This is a genomic window from Actinoallomurus sp. NPDC052308, assembly GCF_040679195.1.
Lineage (GTDB): Bacteria > Actinomycetota > Actinomycetes > Streptosporangiales > Streptosporangiaceae > Actinoallomurus > Actinoallomurus liliacearum.
In genome coordinates this window covers 1,109,535-1,127,622 of the sequence record NZ_JBFAUM010000001.1, presented here as the reverse complement: position 1 = coordinate 1,127,622, position 18,088 = coordinate 1,109,535, and the positions used below count along the sequence as shown (strand labels likewise).

The following is an 18,088-nucleotide window of genomic DNA, read 5'->3' as shown; positions in this document are numbered from 1 at the left end:
GACCTCCTTAAACCGTATACAGACCGCTGACCGGGGCGGATTCGACGAGCCCGATCTCCGGGCCGAGGAAGCGGCGGCCGAGGACGCCGAACGGCGCCGGGTCTCCGGTCGCCCGGAACCGGTGGCGGGGCTCCGGGGAGCCCTCCGCACGGGCCAGGCGGCGGTCGTGCAACACCCGGTAGACGTCCTTGGCGGTCTCGTCGGCGCTCGATACGAGGGTTACCCCGTCACCGGCGACATATGAGATGACGCCGGCCAGCAACGGGTAATGCGTGCAGCCGAGGATGAGTGTGTCGCACCCCGCGTCGAGGATCGGCTCGAGATAGCCTCGCGCGACGTCGAGGAGTTCGTCGCTCATGGTGATGCCCCGCTCCACGAACTCTACGAAACGCGGACACGCCACACTTGTCAGTGTCACATGAGGCGCAGCGGCGAACGCGTCATCATATGACCGGCTCGTCACGGTCGCACGAGTCGCCACCAGCCCCACGTGACCCGTACGGCTGGCGCTGACCGCGGCGCGCACGGCCGGCAGGATCACCTCGACGACCGGGACGTCGTAGCGCTCCCTGGCGTCGCGCAGCACCGCGGAGCTGGCGCTGTTGCAGGCGATCACGAGCATCTTCACTCCCTCGGCCACGAGGTGGTCGAGCACTTCGAGGGCGTAGGCGCGCACCTCGGCGATCGGCTTCGGGCCGTACGGGAACCGCGCGGTGTCGGCGACGTACAACACGGATTCGTTCGGCAACTGGTCGAGGATGGCGCGGGCGACGGTCAGCCCGCCGACCCCACTGTCGAAGATCCCGATTGGCGCGTCAGACATGATCCCAACAGGCTAGGAGACCATGAGGTGATCGTCGGGTGGATGCGCCGCACATCACACTGTGATTTCCGGCCCTTTACGACTCCCGCTTCCGGTCCATAGAAAACCGGCGACCGGGGCCGACGCGGGCCCCACTGGCAATCGTGGCCGACGCCGGGGGTGTCAGCGGCCGCGGCCGACGCGGGCGATCTGGCGGCTCTGCGCGGCGAGGCGTCCGGCGGAGTCCCAGACCTCCACCTCCTCGTCGAACCACCCGTCGCTGACCAGCCGGGCACGGCCGTGGAGAGCCAGCCAGCCCGGGGCGGGAACGGCCCGCATGTGCCAGGTCAGTTCGACGGTCGGCGCCCAGCCGCTCGCCCCCGCGTTGAGCACCACCGGCGGCAGGGCGTCGACCGCAAGGGCGAGGAGGATCCCGTCGGGTTCGTACGGCTCGCGCATCCGGAGGTGGCCGCGCATCTCGGGCACCCCGCTGGGCCGCCCGTCGAGCCAGCCCATGGTGGCCGGGTCGTACCGCAGGTCGATCTGGCGGGCGAAGCCGTTGTTCGACGGGAACTCCGGGCACTCCTCGATCGGCGGGAGCTTCTCCTGCTCCACCGAGTAGACGGGAGCGGCGTCACCGTTGAGGGTGCCGGTGGTGATGAGCGCCTCGATCAGGGCCTGGTCGTTCTGGACGAGCGTGACGCGCGCCACCGCCGCCGTACGCCCGGCCTTCAGCGGTTCGACCCGGACCTCCGCCGGCCCGGCCTTCGACACGCGCAGGTAGCTCGCGCTGGTGGCGACGGGGTGCGGGTGCGAGGACTCCTCGAGCACCGCGCGGGTCATCACCGCCATCGCGTAGCCGCCGTTGATCGCTTCTCCGATGCCGAAGTCCCCGTCGAGGTCGACGGCGTAGCGTCCCTCCGCCACCCGTCGCACCGTCGTGGCCGCCGCGAAGCCGCCCATTCCCCCACCCCACCACCGAGAATCGAATCACGTTCGGTAATACCCTACCGGCCCGGTTTCGTACGAGCCGGACATGGAGCGCAGATGGGACGATCGCCACATGGTCCGCCGCAGGTCACGACTCAGCCCAGTGCCCTCGCCGTCCGGGCGAGCGCGCCGGCGCGAGAGGAGACGATCTTGCGCAGCGCCTGTTCCGCCGCCGCGTCGGCCGGAGTGACGGCGATCAGGTACTGGTCGGAGTTGTCGAGTGTGGCCAGGGTGGTGTAGCGGATCGTCAGGTCACCTCCGACCTCGTGGCGGAGGCGCTTCGTACCGTGAGTGCGTTCCTGCACGGTGTGGTCGTTCCACCAGGCCGAGAACTCCTCGCTGCGGTGGCGCAGGTCACCGATCAGCGCGCGCAGCGGGGCGTCGGCGCGATGGCGCGCGAGGTTGGCGCGCAGGTTCCCGACGGTCTCTCTGGCGATCCTGGTCCAGTCCAGCTGCATCTCGCGGATACGCGGCACGAGGAACAGCATGCGGGCGACGTTGGCGGTCTCGCCGCTGCCGAAGTCCGCGCCGAACAACGCCGCCGCGGGTTCGTTCCGCGCGAGGACGTCGAAGCGGAAGTCCACGATGTAGGCGGGCAGCAGCGGCATCCCGTCCAGGAGCCCCTGAAGGTCGGCCCCGACCGGTGCGGGCCGGTGACGGGACGGCGGGGCCTCCCCCCGCGCGATCAGGTGCAGATGGTGTCGTTCGGACTCCGACATCCGCAGGGCTCGCGCCAGGGCGTCGAGGACGGCGGTGCCGGGCGAGCCCACCCGGCCCTGCTCCAGGCGGGTGTACCACTCGACACTGATGGCGGCCGACTGGGCGACCTCCTGGCGCCGCAGGCCCGGCGTGCGGCGATGACCGGCGGCGGGCAGACCGACGTCCTCCGGCCGTACGCGTGCCCGCATGACGCGCAGGAACTCCGCCAGTTCGGCGTTATGCCGACTCATCCGACTCACCCATGACCCGCATGGTCCAAGAGTCCGGTGCCCCATGTCCATCGCGGCGCCTGGCACTGTGAGTACCAGCATCCTGGCGGCCTTCCTCCAGTCGGATCCGCGCCGCGATCGTGGACGCACGATCGAAGGAGGCAGGAGATGAAGAGATCCGTTCGGACCTTCGCGACGGTGGCCGGCGCCGCCGTCCTGGTGGGATCGGCCGCGACGGCCGCCGCCGCGCGCGATGGGCACCATGGCCCGGTCGGCGACGGGGGCTACGGCTTCACCGTGATCCGCAAGGGCGTGCCGGACTCCGCCACGCGGATGACGCTGACCAGCCTGGATGTCCGGGACGGCGGTGCCTTCCCGGCCGGGTCATGGGCGAACGCGTTCGGCTGCTCGGCGGGCAACAGACCACTGCGCCTGTCCTGGAGCGGGGCCCCGGCGGCGACCCGCAGCTACGCGGTCACCATGTACGATCCGGACGCGCCGTCCGGCAGCGGGTTCTGGCACTGGCTGGTCTGGGACATCCCCACCGGCGACACCACGCTGGGCGCCAAGCCGCCGGCGGGCGCCGTCTCCGGCACCAATGACGCCGGCGGCACCGGCTACCTCGGCCCCTGCCCGCCCGCCGGCGACATCGGGCATCGCTACCAGGTGACCGTGTACGCGCTGAACGTCGCCGGCCTGGATCTGCCGGCCGACACGCCGCCCGCCGTCGCGACCTTCACCATGAGCGGCCACATCGTCGGGTACGGCCGGATCACCGCCACGGCGCAGCGGTAGAGCGCCGTCGCGCCCGGAGAGGCGGCGGGTGAGAGCGCTCCGGCAGGACTCAGAGCTCGGGATCGACCTCTTCCTCTTCCATGAGCCGCAGGTTGATGTCCTGCGCCCATTCGGCCGCGAACCGCTTCACCCGCCGCACCTCGTCCAGCGTCAGGCCGTAAGCCTCGAACTCCGAGTCGTTGCGCAGCTCTGCCGCTTCAAGTCGCGAGGCCAGGCGACGCAGTGAGAAGTCGGATTCATGCGAACGGCAGAGCCATTCGAGGCGCTCGAAGCTGTACTCCCCCGCGAGCGCTGCCGCGTCGATGAGGTCACGCGCAATGCCACGATCGTGCAGCGCTCGCATCTTCAGGCCGACTGCGTCGTCGAAACCCAGCACAGGGCAGGAGTCCACGATCACGGGGCTGACGCGAAGGGTCGCCTTCATGAGATCGACTTCGCAGGACTCACTCGTCAGCGGATCTGTGACCACCAGCCGGGCGAACCGGTAGTTACCCGGAGCGGCGGCGACATCGAACCCCTTCGCCCGATAACCCGCCACCACGCGCAGTGTCAGTTCCTCGACCGGTAGGGGGTTCGCGGTCGCGAAGTCGATGTCCTTACTGGGTCGATCTACCAAGCCGTGGGCCTTCATCGCATAACCGCCTGCGAGGAATAACCCGTGCTCCTCGCAAAGGTCGAGCCCCGCCTCGATGAGTCGCCGGTGAAAGGGAGGGAAATCTATGCCCACGGCGACTCTTTCCAGCGGGCGAAGGCTGCTGCGAAGGCACCGGGAGACGCACCGATCCTTGCCAACTCGGGAAAACGGCCCTCCCATGCCTCCACGTAACCGTCGCCCAGCCTCCGGTGCAGAAGGGGCCACGCCTCGAGGAGGTAGTCGCCGTTGAGGAACTCCGGATAGTGCTTCTGCAGTCCCTGCACGATCACCAACTCGTAAAGCGCGACTCGCTGCGCGAAGCGCTCGATGTCGTAACGGGTGTGACCTGACCAGCAGAGATCCAGAGGGAGGTCGATGACGCCCTCGCGAGGACCGTGTAGGTCGGACAGGGAGCGGGGAATCCAGCGCGGCAGGTGCGCCGTCCAGCTCGGCAACGTCTCGGGCATACGGCCATTATGCCGAGCACACCGACCGTACGCGGGCGCTCACCGAAAGAGACGGCGAACGCCCGCGAGGCCGGTCAGGCCCAGAGCTGGCCTTCGAGGCGCTCCTCGGCCTCCTCGAGCGTGCCGCCGTACGCGCCGGTGGAGAGGTACTTCCAGCCGCCGTCGGCGACGATGAACGCGATGTCGGCGCGCTCGCCGGCCTTGACGGCCTTGTTCGCCATGCCGAGCGCGGCGTGCAGGGCGCAGCCGGTGGAGATGCCGGCGAAGACGCCCTCCTGCGCGAGCAGCTCACGGGTGCGCCGGAGCGCGTCCGCCGACGTCACGGAGTACCGCGTCGTCAGCACCGACTCGTCGTACAACTCGGGCACGAAGCCCTCGTCGATGTTGCGCAGGCCGTACACCAGCTCGCCGTAACGCGGCTCGGCGGCCACGATCGCGACGCCGGGCACCTGCTCGCGGAGGTACCGGCCGACGCCCATCAGCGTGCCGGTGGTGCCGAGGCCGGCCACGAAGTGGGTGATCGACGGCAGGTCCTCGAGGAGCTCCGGACCGGTCGTCTCGAAGTGCGCCCGGGCGTTCGCCTCGTTGCCGTACTGGTAGAGCATCACCCAGTCGGGGTTCTCCTCCGCCAGCCGCTTGGCGACGCGCACCGCCTCGTTCGAGCCGCCGGCCGCCGGGGAGAAGATGATGCGCGCGCCCCACATCTCCAGCAGCTGCCGGCGCTCGGCCGAGGTGTTCTCCGGCATCACGCAGACGATGTCGTAGCCGCGAAGCTTCGCGACCATCGCCAGCGAGATGCCGGTGTTCCCGGAGGTGGGCTCCAGGATCGTACGGCCGGGCGCGAGCAGCCCCTCCTTCTCCGCCTTCGCGATCATCCAGAAGGCGGGGCGGTCCTTGACCGAGCCGGTCGGGTTGCGGTCCTCCAGCTTGGCCCACAGCCGCACCTCAGGCGACGGCGACAGCCGTGGCAGGCCGACCAGCGGCGTACGGCCGAGGGAGTCGAGCAGGGAGTCGAAACGCACGTCAGCCGCCGGCGACGGCGGGCAACACGGTCACGGTGTCGCCGTCGGAGACCTTCGTGCCGAGGCCGCCCAGGAAGCGGACGTCCTCGTCGTTCAGGTAGACGTTGACGAACCGCCGCAGGCCCTTCTCGTCGACCAGCCGGTCGCGCAGGCCCGGGTGGCGGGTCTCCAGGTCGGCGAACAGGTCGTCGAGCGTGGCGCCGCCACCCTCCACCGCCTTCGCCCCATCGGTGTAGTTACGCAGGATCGTCGGAATACGAACCTCGATCGCCATCGCGAGTGTGCTCCTTCGTCTTACGGTCCCGGCATGGCTCAACACGGCCGGATGCGCGGGGATTCCGGGCTCTGGGGGAGGTCAGCCCTGGCGACAGTCGTAGACGACTTCGGCGCGGCAGTGGCCGAAGAGGAAATTCTGCACGGGCGTGACGAACGGGATCGGGCGCTCCGTCATCGTCGTCACGGAATCAGTCTACCGAGTCGGGTTCGTACGACTCCACGACGCGGACCTCCTCCTCGTCCACCTTGCCGTCGACGATCCGGTACGAACGGAACTCCGTCTCGCCGTCGGCGCGGGTGGAGACCAGCACGTAGTGCGCGTTCGGCTCCGAGGCGTAGGAGATGTCGGTACGCGAGGGGTAGGCCTCGGTCGCGGTGTGGGAGTGGTAGATGACGACCGGCTCCTCGTCGCGGTCGTCCATCTCGCGCCACACCTTGAACTGCTCCATCGAGTCGAATCGGTAGAAGGTCGGTGAACGCTCGGCGTTCGCCATCGCGATGAACCGGGTCGGACGGTCCGAGCCCGCGGCTCCGGCGACGACGCCGCACGCCTCGTCCGGGTGGTCGGCGCGCGCGTGCGCGACGATCTGGTCGACGATGGCCCGTTCGATGGTGAGCATGCGCAAAGCGTATCCACGGCGGGCCTCAGCGGGACTCGTGGCCCATGTGCAGCCGTACGACCGAGCCGCCGGCGCCGGACCGGATCTCCACGAGGTCGCACAGCTGCCGGACCGCCCACATGCCCGCCCCCGCGGGCCGGTGCGGTGTGGGCGGGAAGTAGCCGAGGTACCGGTCGTCGAGCGCGGTCCCGGCGTCGACGACGTCGCAGATCAGCCTGCCGTGCGCGGACCACACCCACACCGATCCGTGGCCCCCGCCGCACCGCGTGATGTGCGCGACGACCTCGCCCACCGACTGCACCAGGGCGAGGCTGCGCTCCCGGGACAGCCCGTGGTGCTCGGCCGCCGCCGCGACGAAGGCGCGCAGCCCGGCCGGGTCCCCGCCCGCGAGATCGCGGCTCAGCACCGGCTCGGTCGGCGGCGCGAGCGGGACCCGGTTGCGTTCGGCGTAGAAGACCGCCGGGTCGGTGAACAGCGCGCTCTGGCGGCTTCCGGTGACGCCGACCAGCTCCGGATGGGTACGGCCCACGTCCTCGGCGGCCTCGGCGGGCAGCGACCGCACGTCGTACGCGCACAGCAGGTTGGTCCGGGTCTCGGCGAACGCCACGTTGAGCAGCGACTCCAGCCGACCCCACTCCCGGATCTCCGGTCGGGTGCACGCCCGCCACACCGGCTCCGCGACGAGGTACAGCGGGCCCTGGGGCCACCACCGCTCGCGGGCGTGCGCGAGGTAGGCCGTGAGGGTCCGGGCCGGCGCGCCGAACCAGCCGGACGCGTCGACGAACTCCACCGTCCCGGCCCCGCGGCCGAGGCACCGGCGTACGAGCCCGGCGCGCTCACTGATCACGACCGGGCGGCCGCCCCGGGCCAGGCCCTCCCGTAAGAAGGGGATCGTCGCGTCGAGGAACTCGTCCTCGTGTCCGTACAGCAGGGCTCGGTGAACGAGCACATCGACGGAGTCGGTCGCGGTCATGGAGCCTCCTTCGTCGGAGGAGTGACCAGAGGGGCTGTGCTGTCGATTCCCTCGCTTCGCTCGCTCACGTCCGCTCCTCCCAGCGCGGAGTCCGGCGGCGCCGCCAACCTACCAAGCCGCTGATCGACTGAGCGGGTCGAACGACCGATCAGCCGATCACTTCGCGACAAATGCTCACCAAAGCGCTCGAACCAGGTCCTCTTGGAGATAGGTCAGCCAGTCATAGGCCGCGAACGGCGCGGTCCGAGGATCGTTCCAGTCGAGGCTGCGCGTCCGTTCGAGCGTCTCCTCGCTGATCCCCAGGCGGGTGCCCAGGGCCAGTCGCAGATCGTTGAGCGACCGCAGCCACACCTGGGCCTGCTCGTCGTCCAGGAGGATCTCGCCGCCGTCGCCGAGCGTGTCCAGCACGAGCTGGGCAGCCGCCCGCTTGCCGTCCCGCAGGCCCGCCTCGGTGTAGCGCCGGAACTCCGCCGCCGCGGCCCCGTTGTCCCGGTAGGCGTCCGGGAACAATCGGGCCAGCACCGGATCATCCGAGACGGTGGTGTTCTCCGAGAAGCTGAGGTTCGGCAGGCCGTCGTCGCGCGGGCCGGGTGCGGGCCCGCCGAGCAGGTCGAGAAGCTGGGTGACCAGCGCGTGGACGACGGAGGCCTCCTCCCGCGTCATCCGCAGCCGCACACCGCCGCCGTGGACGCGGGTGAACCAGGTGTTCATGACTCAGACATCCTGCCGGACCGTGGCCCACAAACCGTACGAATGCAGGATCTCGCAGTCGCGCTCCATCTCCTCCCGCGTGCCGCTGGACACGACGGCGCGGCCCTTGTGGTGCACGTCGAGCATCAGTTTCTCGGCCTTCATCTTGGAATAGCCGAACACGCTCTGAAAGACGTATGTGACGTACGACATGAGATTGATGGGGTCGTTCCAGACGATCGACACCCACGGACGGTCCGAACGTACGTCTTCGGCGGCGTCCGGCCGATCCAGTTCGACGGGAGCCGTGCTCACCTCAGTGCCTCCTTCCAGGGTGCTGCGCGCACATGGTGTACACACCACACCGTAATCTGCCACTCGTGCATCATTCGACGGCGCTGCTGACCGACCGCTACGAACTCACCATGCTCCAGGGTGCCCTGACGGCGGGCACCGCGCAGCGCCGGGCGATCTTCGAGGTGTTCGCCCGGCACCTGCCGAACGGCCGCCGGTACGGCGTCGTCGCCGGAACGGGCCGGTTCCTCGACGCGCTGGAGTCGTTCCGGTTCGGCGGCCCCGAGCTGGAGTACCTCATCTCCCACGGCATCGTCGACGAACCGACCGCCACATGGCTGGAGTCCTACCGATTCTCCGGCAACGTCTGGGGCTACGCGGAGGGCGACTGCTACTTCCCCGGCTCGCCGATCCTCGTCGTGGAGGGCAGCTTCGCCGAGGCCGTGATCCTCGAAACCCTCGCGCTGTCGATCCTCAACCATGACTGTGCGATCGCCTCCGCCGCCTCCCGGATGGTGCGCGCGGCCGGCGACCGTCCGCTCATCGAGATGGGATCCCGGCGCACGCACGAGATGGCCGGCGTGGCCGCCGCCCGCGCAGCCTACCTCGCCGGCTTCCGTACCACGTCGAACTTGGAGGCGGGGCGCACGTACGGCGTGCCGACCGCCGGCACGAGCGCGCACGCCTTCACCCTGCTGCACGACAGCGAGCGCCACGCCTTCCAGTCCCAGCTCGACGCGCTCGGCGCGTCGACGACGCTGCTCGTCGACACCTACGACGTCGCCCGCGCCGTCGCGGTCGCGGTCGAGCTGGCCGGCCCGGACCTCGGCGCCGTCCGGATCGACAGCGGCGACCTGGGCGAGATGGCGCGGGAGGTGCGCGAACAGCTCGACGCGCTGGGCGCGCCCAAGACCCAGATCATCGTCACCGGCGATCTCGACGAGTACTCGATCGCCGCCCTCGCCGCCTCGCCCGTGAACGGGTACGGCGTGGGAACGTCGCTGGTCACCGGCTCCGGCGCGCCGACCGCGTCGCTGGTCTACAAGCTGGTGGCCCGCGCCCAGTCCGACGACGGGCCGCTGCGGCCGGTCGCCAAGAACTCGGTCGGCAAGCCGAGCCGGGGCGGGCGCAAGTGGGCGGTCCGCCACCGCGACGAGAACGGCCGGGCGATCGCCGAGGTCGTCTCGCTGAACGAGCCGACCCCCGGCCCGTACGACCGCCCGCTGCTGCGGCCGCTGGTCGTCGGCGGCGAGATCGTCGGCCGCGAGGACCTGTCCGAGGCCCGTGACCGCCACGAACGCGCCCTGACGGAACTCCCCCCGTCGGCCTTCCAGCTCTCCCGCGGCGACGTGGCCATCCCCACGGAATTCCTGTACGGCGCGTGACACCACCCTGAGGGCACGGCACGAGCCGGAGCGGGCCGGAGGGCCAGTGCAGGCGGCGCAGGGCTGATGCTCGGTAAAGCCGCCGGGATTGAATCTCATATCGGACGAAGTCCCCGGCAGCACGCCCCTTCACCGAGCTTCACACCCGGCCCACCCGAGCCAAACGCCATCCGGCCGGCACGGCGGCGTGCCGGAGATCAGATGACCGCGGCGGTGCCGCTGTTGCGGTCTCGTTGCCGCCGTTGTTGGCGGGTCGATGACCCATTTGCCAGGCCTGCTACGTCATCACCGACGCCACAGTGGTTGATCGATCCGCCATTCCTCTGCGGCCCGCTCCCAGCGGCGGGAGATGACTCGCCCGTCACATCGGCTCCACGGCGACTTCGCCACCGTCGAGGCCACGGCGCCGCCGACGGGCGGTATCGCCGGCAGGGCGGGCGCTCGGCGAAGACCCGCTCCGCCGGGCGATTCACCCCGGTGGCGGCCCGGCCCCCAGCGGCTTCACCGAGCCTTCCGCCCGCTCCAGCCCCGAGGAGCCGAACGGCGTCGAGATCCGGGGCGTCCGAGGGTCACGATGACTTGATCACTGGCGGTCACTGCCGCCTAGGCGCAGCGATCGCCAAGGATCACGCGGGTCAGAGCGCCGCCGCCGGCGGGTCGAGCTCTCTAGGCGCAGCGACCGCCAGTGATCTTCAAAAGCGACGCCCTCACACGGCGGACATGACCGTTCCCGGGCGGGGGCAGGGGCGGAAGCGGGACAGGTAGGCCAAGGTCGGGCCGTGGCGTGTCTCCAGGTGGAGGCCGGACGCGTCGGCGAGGCGGTGGAGCCGGCCGAACGGGATCCAGTGCCGGTCGAAGAACTCCCCCACCACCAGCCGCCCCATGGGCGCCAGCACTCGCGCGACCTCACGCAGGACCCGGTCGGGCTCGGGGATCTCGCCCAGGGCGGTCACGAGGTAGACCGCGTCGAAGGTCTCCTCGCCGAACGGCAGAGTCCGGGCGTCCGACTCCGTCGCGGTGATGTTCGCGATGCCGCGCTCCTCGGCGCGGCGGGTGACGTGGTCGAGCATCTCCGGCTGGATGTCGACGACGTCGAGCCGCCCCGCCGGGCCGAGCTGCGGCGCCACGTGCACGGACTGCAGCCCGGTCCCGGGGCCGATCTCGAGGATCCGTTCCCCCGGGCGGGGGCGGAGCACCTCGTCGAGGCGGCCGCAGGTCAGGTAGGGCAGGGGGATGTCGAGCAGGGTCCGCTGGGCGTACGGATAGGGCGCTCGGTCGCCGAGCCACCAGGCGGCCGCCGCGGCTCCGCCGGCGGCGGCCAGTCCCCAGCGGGTACGGCGAGCGGTCAGTACGGTCATTGTCTCTCCATGGGATGAGGTCGGTGAGCAGCGCGAGCACTCGGCGGGCTGGGCGATCCGTGATCCCGGCGTGGAAGCGCGCGGACGGCCAGGACGGCGCAGGTGATCGCCAGCGGCATCTCCGGGAAGACCGCCATCGCCACGGCGGTGGCCCGGTCACCGCCCGGTGTGGCCGTGACGACGTCGAACCAGGCGTCCACGACCGGCAGCGGCGCGGTCGCGGCCGCCGCCAGGCAGCCACGGGGGTCACGCCGGCCGAGGAGCAGCCCGGTGGCGATCAGGCCGAGCGCCTCCAGGCCGTCGAACCCCGCCCATGCCGTCGACCAGTGCGCGGCGACGGTCGCTCCCGGCAGCTCGAACGCGAGAACGAACAGCCATGGGACCAACGCCGGACCCGCACCGATCAGTACGAACGCCTGCCAGCGGAGTCCCGGCCGGCGCGCCGGGCGGCCGGGACCGACGGACCGGACGGGGATGAGAGTGCTCACGAGAATGCATTCATGTGGGGCCTCGTCGATTACGCCTGATCACCCACTTCGTGGGGGGCGTCGACGTTCCTGAGAGGGGCGCGCGAAGGTCGTCCGCGCGCCCTTCGCCGGTGCCGATCAGCGAGCGGCACGATCTACTTGGGCAGCGTGTTGATCCATTCGGCCGCCTCGATCCTCGACGTACCGCTCGCTTTCTGATCACCGAAGTCGGAGTTGCGCAGTCGCGAGGTCACCGGATCGACGACCAGTCTCGCCCAGCCATCCGGGTAGGAGATCTGCAGGCCCTGCCCGCCCTTCACCGGACCGAGCTTCTTCACCTCTGGGAGATCGGCGAGTGCCCGGAAGCCGGCGGCACGGACCGCAGGCGGAGCCGGCGTCCTCTCGAGAAGACCGACCAGCCCTCCGATGACGACCTCGTCCTCGGACACCTTCCCTTTTCCCTTGCCGACAAGCCGCATCAACCTGCTGTGCTGCTTGATGTAGGTCTTCAGCGCGGTGGGATCGTCCGGCAGCCGCTGGATTCGCTCGAAGCTCAGCCTGGTGTCCCCTACGAAGAAACCGTTGTTCCACGTTCCGTGGTGGCCCCCGTTCTCCTCGACCGGGCCGGTCGGCGACCCCTCCCTGACCCAGGATCGACCGTCGCGCCGGGTCCACGTCTCGATCACCGACGCTCCCGTGTCCGAGTCGCCCTTGGAGGTCTTGGTGTAGACGGTCTTGACGTGCCAGTAGGTGCCGATGGTCGCGGGGGCCTTCTCCGCCGTCGTGGCCGCGGCGAGGAGGATCTGCCGGGCGGACAGGGTGGAGGGCGCGGCCGTGGTGGGCGGGCTGTTGGGGTTCGGGGTGCGCGGCGTACCGGTCGAGGTGAGGACGATCGCGGTCGCCGCCGTGACGGCGGTGAGGCCGAGGCCGCCGGCGAGCCACCCGATCCGGCGCCTGCGGGCGGGGCCGCCGCGCATCGTGTTCTGGAGCCGGTGCCGGCTCCGGTCGGCGATCTCGCCGGACGGCTCCGGGGCCACGAGCGCGCTGGCGAGCATCGTCAGTTCGTCATCCATGGAATGCCTCCTTGAGCTTCTTGCGGGCGCGGCTGAGCCGGGAGCCGACCGTGCCGGCGGAGATGCCGAGCGCGTCGGCCACCTCGTCGTAGCTGAGATGACCGAGGGCGACGAGCAGGACGACGTCGCGCTCGCCCGGGGAGAGCCGCGCCAGGGCCCTGACCAGCTGCGGCTTCATGTGGGCGGCGGCCACCGCGGCGACGACGCGGTTCTCGTGGCTGTCGGCGGTCGGTTCGGCCCCGGCGCGGGCCACGGCCTTGTAGTGCCGTGCCTCTTTGCGCCGGTGCCGGGCGACCAGGTTGGTGGCGATGCCGAACAGCCACGGCCGCAGGGCGCCGCGGCCGGGATCGAACCGTTCACGGTCGCGGAACGCCACGCAGAACGTCTCCGCGGCGATGTCCTCGGCGGTCTGCGCGTCCAGCCGGCCCGCCGCGTACAGGTAGATGTCGCGGAAGTACCGGTCGTGGACGGCCGTGAAGAGTTCCGGGTCCCGGCGGAATCGGGCGGCGAGTTCGGCGTCGCTCGCCTGCTCGCCGACGTCGGCGGTCATGGGCCCTCCTTCGTCGGAGGAGTGACCCGTGGGGCTGCGCTTTCGATTCCCTCGCTTCGCTCGGTCATGGGCCCTCCTTCGTCGGAGGGGCGACCCGTGGGGCTGCGCCGTTGATTCCCTCGCTTCGCTCGGTCATGGCCCTGCCTCCGTCATGCGGTGCCTCCTGGGTGAGGGATCGTGGTCACCCATGCTTCGCCGCACGCCGAGATCGTCTTCCCTGGAAATCTCGGCGCTCGTCCGATGATGTTTCCGGTCCCGGCGGGGTAGCTTTTCCTGTGCTGGAGATCTGGCCGGGGAGGCTGCCGTGAGCACGGCGTTCATCATTGTTGATGTGCAGAACGACTTCTGCGAGGGCGGATCACTGCCCGTGACCGGTGGGGCAAACGTTGCGACGGCGATCTCCACCTACCTGCAGGACAACCGGCGGGCGTACGCGCACGTGGTGGCGACCCGGGACTTCCATCTGGATCCGGGCGACCACTTCTCGGAGAATCCTGACTTCGTCGACACCTGGCCGGCGCACTGCGTGATCGGCACGCCGGGCGCCGACTTCCACCCGAACCTCGACCTCGCGCCGATCGAGGCGGTGTTCAGCAAGGGTGAGCACAAGGCCGCCTACAGCGGCTTCGAGGGCGCCACCGACGACGGCACGCCGCTGGGCGACTGGCTGCGCAAGCACGAGGTCGACTCGGTGGACATCGTGGGTATCGCCACCGACCACTGCGTCCGCGCGACCGCCCTGGACGCCGTACGGTCCGGGATCGCCACGAGGGTGCTGCTGGGCATGACGGCCGGGGTGGCCGGGGAGACCGTCGAGCGGGCGCTGGACGAGATGGGCGCGGCGGGCGTGGAGCTGTCCGGCCAGCCGCTCCTCCGCTGACCGGCCTCCGGCCCGTACGTCGTGCTTCTGGATCACCCGATACGTTGCCAGGTATGCACCACCCGATAGTCCTCATCATGGGCGTCTCCGGCAGCGGAAAGACCACGATCGGCGCGATGCTGGCCGGTCGGCTCGGCTGGAGGTACGCCGAGGCCGACGACTTCCACCCGCCTGCGAACGTCGAGAAGATGCACGCCGGCGTGCCGCTGACGGACGAGGACCGCTGGCCGTGGCTGCGGGCCATCGGCGCGTGGATGCACGAACAGGACGCCCCGGCGGTGGTCACCTGTTCGGCGCTGAAGCGCAAGTACCGGGACGTGCTGCGGGAGAGCCGGCCGGACCTGCACCTGGTGTACCTGGATGGTTCCAAGGAGCTGATCGGCGGGCGGCTCGCCGCCCGGCACGGGCACTTCTTCCCCCGGCAGCTCCTGGACAGCCAGTTCGCCGACCTGGAGACACCGGCGCCGGACGAGAACGCGCTGATCGTCTCGATCGACCAGCCGATCGAGACGATCGTCGAGGAGATCCACCGGCGGCTCGACCTCCCGCCCGGGCCCGTCGGCCGGTAGTACGGCCTGATCGCCAGGGCGGAGTCGGCCCCGGCCGCGTCCGCCTCGGCGGTCAGCGTGAGCGTCCACGCCCCCGGTCGCCTCCGCGCCCGCCCCCCGGCCGGCTCCTGCCTCGCCGACCACGGATCGCCGCCTTCCCTATCGCGGCGCGCCGCGGGTCAGTCGCGGACGCGGGGCATCGGGCGGGCGGCCCACTCCCGGATCTTGGCGATGCGCTTGCGGACGTCGTCGCTGCTGGCCTGCGCGCTGGGCGGCCCGCCGCAGACCTTGCGGAGCTCGGCGTGGATCACGCCGTGCGGCTGGCCGGTGCGGTGGTGCCACGCGCCGACGAGGTTGTTGAGCTCCTTGCGCAGCGCGTGCAGGTCCTCGGCGGCGGTGTGATCCTCCTCGGTCGGCGCCTCGCCCTTCTTGCTCCTGCGCTGCGCGGCCAGTTGCTCGGCCTGCCGCTGCTTCAGCAGCTGCGCGACCTGGTCCGGCTCCAGGAGGCCGGGGATGCCGAGGAAGTCCTCCTCCTCGGGTGAGCCCGGCGCGGCGGTCATGCCGAACTCACCGCCGTCGAACACGACCCGGTCGAACGTCGCCGACGCCTCGACCGTCTCGAACGCCAGCTCCTCCCCCACGTCGGGGTTGTCGCGCTGCCGGTTCGCCTCGGCGATCAGGTCGTCGTCGAGGCCGTCCTCGCGGACCGGCCGATCCAGGACATGGTCGCGCTCGGTCTCCATCTCGGCCGCGTGCCCCATCAGCGTGGGCACCGACGGCAGGAACACCGACGCCGTCTCACCGCGCTTGCGGGCCCGGACGAAACGGCCGATCGCCTGCGCGAAGAACAGCGGGGTCGAGGTCGAGGTGGCGTAGACGCCGACGCAGAGGCGCGGGATGTCGACGCCTTCGGAGACCATGCGGACCGCGACCATCCAGCGGTCCTCCGACGCGCTGAACTGCTTGATCTTCTTGCTCGCCGCCGGGTCGTCGGACAGCACGACGGTCGCCTTGGTGTTCGTGATCTCCCGGATCATCTTGGCGTACGCCCGCGCGGACTCGTGGTCCGAAGCGATCACCAGCCCACCCCCGTCGGGGACGCCCCGGCGCACCTCGGTGAGCCGCCGGTCGGCGGCGGCGATCACCTGCTTGATCCAGTCGCCCTTCGGGTCGAGCGCTGCGCGCCACGCCTGGGAGGTCTGGTCCTGGGTGAGCGGGTCGCTCAGGCTGGCGGTGATCTCGTCGCCGGCGCGGGTCCGCCAGCGCATGTCCCCGGCGTACGCCAGGAAGATGACCGGCCGGACGACCCCGTCGGCGAGCGCCGGGCCGTAGCCGTAGGTGTAGTCGGCGCGGCTGCGCCGGATGCCGTCGGGCCCCTCCTCGTACAGCACGAAGGGGATCGGGTTGATGTCGGTACGGAACGGCGTGCCACTGAGCGACAGCCGCCGGGCGGCCGGCTCGAACGCCTCCCGGATCGCGTCGCCCCAGGACCGGCCGTCGCCCGCGTGGTGGACCTCGTCGAGGATGACCAGCGTCTTCAGCGTCTCGGTGCGGTTGCGATGCAGGGCGGGGTGCGCGGCGACCTGGGCGTACGTCACCGCCACGCCCTGGAAGTCCTTGGCCGTACGGCCCTGGGAGTTCTTGAACTCCGGGTCGATCTTGATGCCGACGCGGGCGGCGGAGTCGGCCCACTGCCGCTTCAGGTGCTCGGTCGGGCAGACCACGGTGATGCGGGCGACGATCTTGCGGTGCAGCAACTCGGCCGCGAGCCGGAGCGCGAAGGTGGTCTTACCGGCGCCGGGCGTGGCGACGGCGAGGAAGTCGCGCGGACCGGTGCGGAAGTATTCCTCCAAGGCCCCCTGCTGCCAGGCACGCAGCGCGGTCGCGGTGCCCCAGGGTGCCCGGTTGGGCAGCGCGGGTGGGGTGTCTGATGCGGCGAACGTGCTCACGGTGAAAGAAGGCTACCTTGACCTGCCGACAGGACGGGCCCACCCTCCCGAGGTGTCCGGGACGTTTGGCGCTCCTGTTACCGGCGTTCCGGCCTGCTCATCGCCGCTGCACGCCTCGCGCGTCACCGGTATCGCGCCTGGCCACCGGACGGCGTGGCGCCGAGGCGGTAGGCGGCCCACATGGCCCGGATCCGCAGGCCCTGGTCCGGGGTGAACTCCCGCATGCAACTGTCGAAGCCGTAGTCCATGAAGTTGTGCACCGGGTCGGTGCCGGGCGCGGGGCAGGTGTCCTTCGAGGCCGGGCAGCCGACCGTGGGCACCGACTCGTCCGGCGTGTCGTCGATACCGTCGCCCGGCGGCCAGCAGCCGTTCTCGAAGGTGTGGAACAGCCCCAGCCAGTGCCCGATCTCGTGCACTGCGGTGAGGCCGCGGTTGAAGTGCGGGAACGTGCCGCCGGGGAGACTGCGGTAGTCGACCACGACGCCGCCGACGCCCGGTCGTTCCCGCGCCCACTTGGGGAACGTCGAGAATCCGAGCATCTCGAAGCCGACCGCGGCGGTGTACAGGTTCAGCGTGCCGTACCCGCCCCGGCTGAGCGCCGCCTCGATCTCGGCCCGGTGGTCATGGGGCTTGCCGAACCACCGGGCGTTGGTCGTGACGTCGACGCCGTCGAGCCGGAAGGACACCCCGGTGTCGGCGCCCTGCGGCGTCCGCACGGCCGACCGCACCGTGCCGCCGGGACCGGCGAGCCGCCCGCCGTACGCCGCGTTGAGGACCGCGACCTGCTGGTCCACGGCGGCGCGGGAGAGCCGGCCGTGCCGGCCGTCGGTGAGCACGTGGAACCGCAGCGGGACCACGATCCGATCGGGGATCCGGTGCGCGGCGGCGAGGGCGCGCTCGTCGGCCACGCCGTAGCGGGCGCGCAGCGTGCCGGTGAAGTCGCCCAGCATCGCCTGCATCTCGCCGGGGGCGAGGGAGTCGCCGTCCGCCGGACGCGCCGTCCGGGCCGCCCCCGAGTCCGCCGGCCGAGCCACCGACGCCCGCCGTACCGACCGGGCCACCACCGCCGAATCCGCCGACACCGAGTCCGCCCGCACCGAGCGCGCCGACGGGGACGCCGCCGCCGGACGTGCCGACCGGGCCGCCGATGCCGGACGTACCAATCGGGCCGCCGACGCCGAGTCCACCGATCGGGCCACCGGCGCAGAGCGCGCCGGCGGTGCCGCCGATGTCGGGCGCGCGCAGGCCGCCGTCGTCCCGTGCGCCGGCTGGACACGTGGGGCGGCGGGGGCGGGGGGGGGCCGCCCGGGCGCCCACCCCAAAAACCCCCGCCGACAAAAACCCCCCCAAACCAAACACCCCCCCAAGCAGAGGGTATTATACACC

21 protein-coding genes are annotated in these 18,088 nt (G+C 71.0%); 4 read left to right on the top strand and 17 right to left on the bottom strand.

Annotated features, from left to right (window positions below; genetic code table 11):
* Positions 1–7 precede the first annotated feature (7 nt).
* The 3 genes from murI to AB0L00_RS05685 all read right to left on the bottom strand — a co-directional run bounded on the left by murI (position 8) and on the right by AB0L00_RS05685 (position 2,742).
* Positions 8–823 (bottom strand): glutamate racemase, encoded by an 816-nt coding sequence (gene murI, locus AB0L00_RS05695; RefSeq protein WP_364428796.1) that lies wholly within the window; start codon positions 821–823, stop codon positions 8–10.
* Between the two features lie 162 nt (positions 824–985).
* Entirely contained in the window at positions 986–1,765 is a 780-nt protein-coding gene (locus tag AB0L00_RS05690) for a thioesterase family protein (protein WP_364428794.1), read from the bottom strand.
* Between the two features lie 122 nt (positions 1,766–1,887).
* Positions 1,888–2,742 (bottom strand): helix-turn-helix transcriptional regulator, encoded by an 855-nt coding sequence (locus tag AB0L00_RS05685; protein WP_364428791.1) that lies wholly within the window; start codon positions 2,740–2,742, stop codon positions 1,888–1,890.
* Positions 2,743–2,889: 147 nt separating this feature from the next.
* Between AB0L00_RS05685 and AB0L00_RS05680 the strand changes: the two genes are divergently transcribed.
* Positions 2,890–3,516, top strand: a complete 627-nt coding sequence (locus AB0L00_RS05680; RefSeq protein ID WP_364428789.1) for a YbhB/YbcL family Raf kinase inhibitor-like protein — start codon at positions 2,890–2,892, stop codon at positions 3,514–3,516.
* Between the two features lie 49 nt (positions 3,517–3,565).
* Here AB0L00_RS05680 and AB0L00_RS05675 read toward each other — a convergent pair whose 3' ends face one another.
* From AB0L00_RS05675 to clpS, 8 genes are all read right to left on the bottom strand, one after another.
* A complete protein-coding gene (locus AB0L00_RS05675) occupies positions 3,566–4,243 on the bottom strand; it encodes a nucleotidyl transferase AbiEii/AbiGii toxin family protein (protein WP_364428786.1) in 678 nt (225 codons plus the stop codon).
* A complete protein-coding gene (locus AB0L00_RS05670; RefSeq protein WP_364392480.1) occupies positions 4,234–4,617 on the bottom strand; it encodes a hypothetical protein in 384 nt (127 codons plus the stop codon). Before AB0L00_RS05670 ends, AB0L00_RS05675 begins: the two co-directional genes overlap by 10 nt.
* 74 nt (positions 4,618–4,691) lie before the next feature.
* Entirely contained in the window at positions 4,692–5,639 is a 948-nt protein-coding gene (locus AB0L00_RS05665; RefSeq protein ID WP_364428784.1) for a cysteine synthase, read from the bottom strand.
* A gap of 1 nt (position 5,640) precedes the next feature.
* Positions 5,641–5,913 (bottom strand): MoaD/ThiS family protein, encoded by a 273-nt coding sequence (locus AB0L00_RS05660; RefSeq protein WP_345359784.1) that lies wholly within the window; start codon positions 5,911–5,913, stop codon positions 5,641–5,643.
* A 190-nt stretch (positions 5,914–6,103) separates the two neighbouring features.
* Positions 6,104–6,535, bottom strand: coding sequence for a M67 family metallopeptidase (locus tag AB0L00_RS05655; protein ID WP_364428781.1), 432 nt, complete (start codon positions 6,533–6,535; stop codon positions 6,104–6,106).
* 25 nt (positions 6,536–6,560) lie between these two features.
* Positions 6,561–7,508: a sensor histidine kinase gene (locus AB0L00_RS05650; RefSeq protein ID WP_364428778.1), complete on the bottom strand. Its 948-nt coding sequence runs from the start codon at positions 7,506–7,508 to the stop codon at positions 6,561–6,563.
* Between the two features lie 174 nt (positions 7,509–7,682).
* On the bottom strand, positions 7,683–8,219 hold the full coding sequence (locus AB0L00_RS05645; RefSeq protein WP_364428776.1) for a DUF2017 domain-containing protein: 537 nt from the start codon (positions 8,217–8,219) through the stop codon (positions 7,683–7,685).
* A 3-nt stretch (positions 8,220–8,222) separates the two neighbouring features.
* The gene (clpS, locus tag AB0L00_RS05640; protein ID WP_252778952.1) at positions 8,223–8,513 is read right to left on the bottom strand and encodes an ATP-dependent Clp protease adapter ClpS; all 291 of its coding nucleotides are present in this window, start codon (positions 8,511–8,513) and stop codon (positions 8,223–8,225) included.
* 32 nt (positions 8,514–8,545) lie between these two features.
* On the opposite strand from clpS, the gene AB0L00_RS05635 reads away from it, so the two are divergent.
* Positions 8,546–9,877: a nicotinate phosphoribosyltransferase gene (locus tag AB0L00_RS05635; protein WP_364428774.1), complete on the top strand. Its 1,332-nt coding sequence runs from the start codon at positions 8,546–8,548 to the stop codon at positions 9,875–9,877.
* A 707-nt stretch (positions 9,878–10,584) separates the two neighbouring features.
* Here the strand turns inward: AB0L00_RS05635 and AB0L00_RS05630 are convergent.
* The 4 genes from AB0L00_RS05630 to AB0L00_RS05615 all read right to left on the bottom strand — a co-directional run bounded on the left by AB0L00_RS05630 (position 10,585) and on the right by AB0L00_RS05615 (position 13,325).
* Entirely contained in the window at positions 10,585–11,235 is a 651-nt protein-coding gene (locus AB0L00_RS05630) for a methyltransferase domain-containing protein (RefSeq protein WP_364428771.1), read from the bottom strand.
* The gene (locus AB0L00_RS05625) at positions 11,232–11,723 is read right to left on the bottom strand and encodes a hypothetical protein (protein WP_364428768.1); all 492 of its coding nucleotides are present in this window, start codon (positions 11,721–11,723) and stop codon (positions 11,232–11,234) included. The genes AB0L00_RS05630 and AB0L00_RS05625 overlap by 4 nt, the downstream gene beginning before the upstream one ends.
* 134 nt (positions 11,724–11,857) lie before the next feature.
* On the bottom strand, positions 11,858–12,775 hold the full coding sequence (locus AB0L00_RS05620; RefSeq protein ID WP_364428765.1) for a CU044_5270 family protein: 918 nt from the start codon (positions 12,773–12,775) through the stop codon (positions 11,858–11,860).
* Positions 12,768–13,325, bottom strand: a complete 558-nt coding sequence (locus AB0L00_RS05615) for an RNA polymerase sigma factor (RefSeq protein ID WP_364428762.1) — start codon at positions 13,323–13,325, stop codon at positions 12,768–12,770. The genes AB0L00_RS05620 and AB0L00_RS05615 overlap by 8 nt, the downstream gene beginning before the upstream one ends.
* Before the next feature lie 304 nt (positions 13,326–13,629).
* On the opposite strand from AB0L00_RS05615, the gene AB0L00_RS05610 reads away from it, so the two are divergent.
* Together AB0L00_RS05610 and AB0L00_RS05605 are read left to right on the top strand one after the other, a co-directional pair.
* On the top strand, positions 13,630–14,205 hold the full coding sequence (locus AB0L00_RS05610; RefSeq protein ID WP_345359809.1) for an isochorismatase family protein: 576 nt from the start codon (positions 13,630–13,632) through the stop codon (positions 14,203–14,205).
* 53 nt (positions 14,206–14,258) lie between these two features.
* Positions 14,259–14,774, top strand: a complete 516-nt coding sequence (locus AB0L00_RS05605) for a gluconokinase (protein ID WP_364428759.1) — start codon at positions 14,259–14,261, stop codon at positions 14,772–14,774.
* Positions 14,775–14,932: 158 nt separating this feature from the next.
* Here AB0L00_RS05605 and AB0L00_RS05600 read toward each other — a convergent pair whose 3' ends face one another.
* Both AB0L00_RS05600 and AB0L00_RS05595 read right to left on the bottom strand, forming a co-directional pair.
* The gene (locus AB0L00_RS05600; protein WP_364428756.1) at positions 14,933–16,702 is read right to left on the bottom strand and encodes a DEAD/DEAH box helicase; all 1,770 of its coding nucleotides are present in this window, start codon (positions 16,700–16,702) and stop codon (positions 14,933–14,935) included.
* A gap of 122 nt (positions 16,703–16,824) precedes the next feature.
* Positions 16,825–17,736: a zinc metalloprotease gene (locus AB0L00_RS05595; protein ID WP_364428754.1), complete on the bottom strand. Its 912-nt coding sequence runs from the start codon at positions 17,734–17,736 to the stop codon at positions 16,825–16,827.
* Between the last annotated feature and the right edge of the window lie 352 nt (positions 17,737–18,088).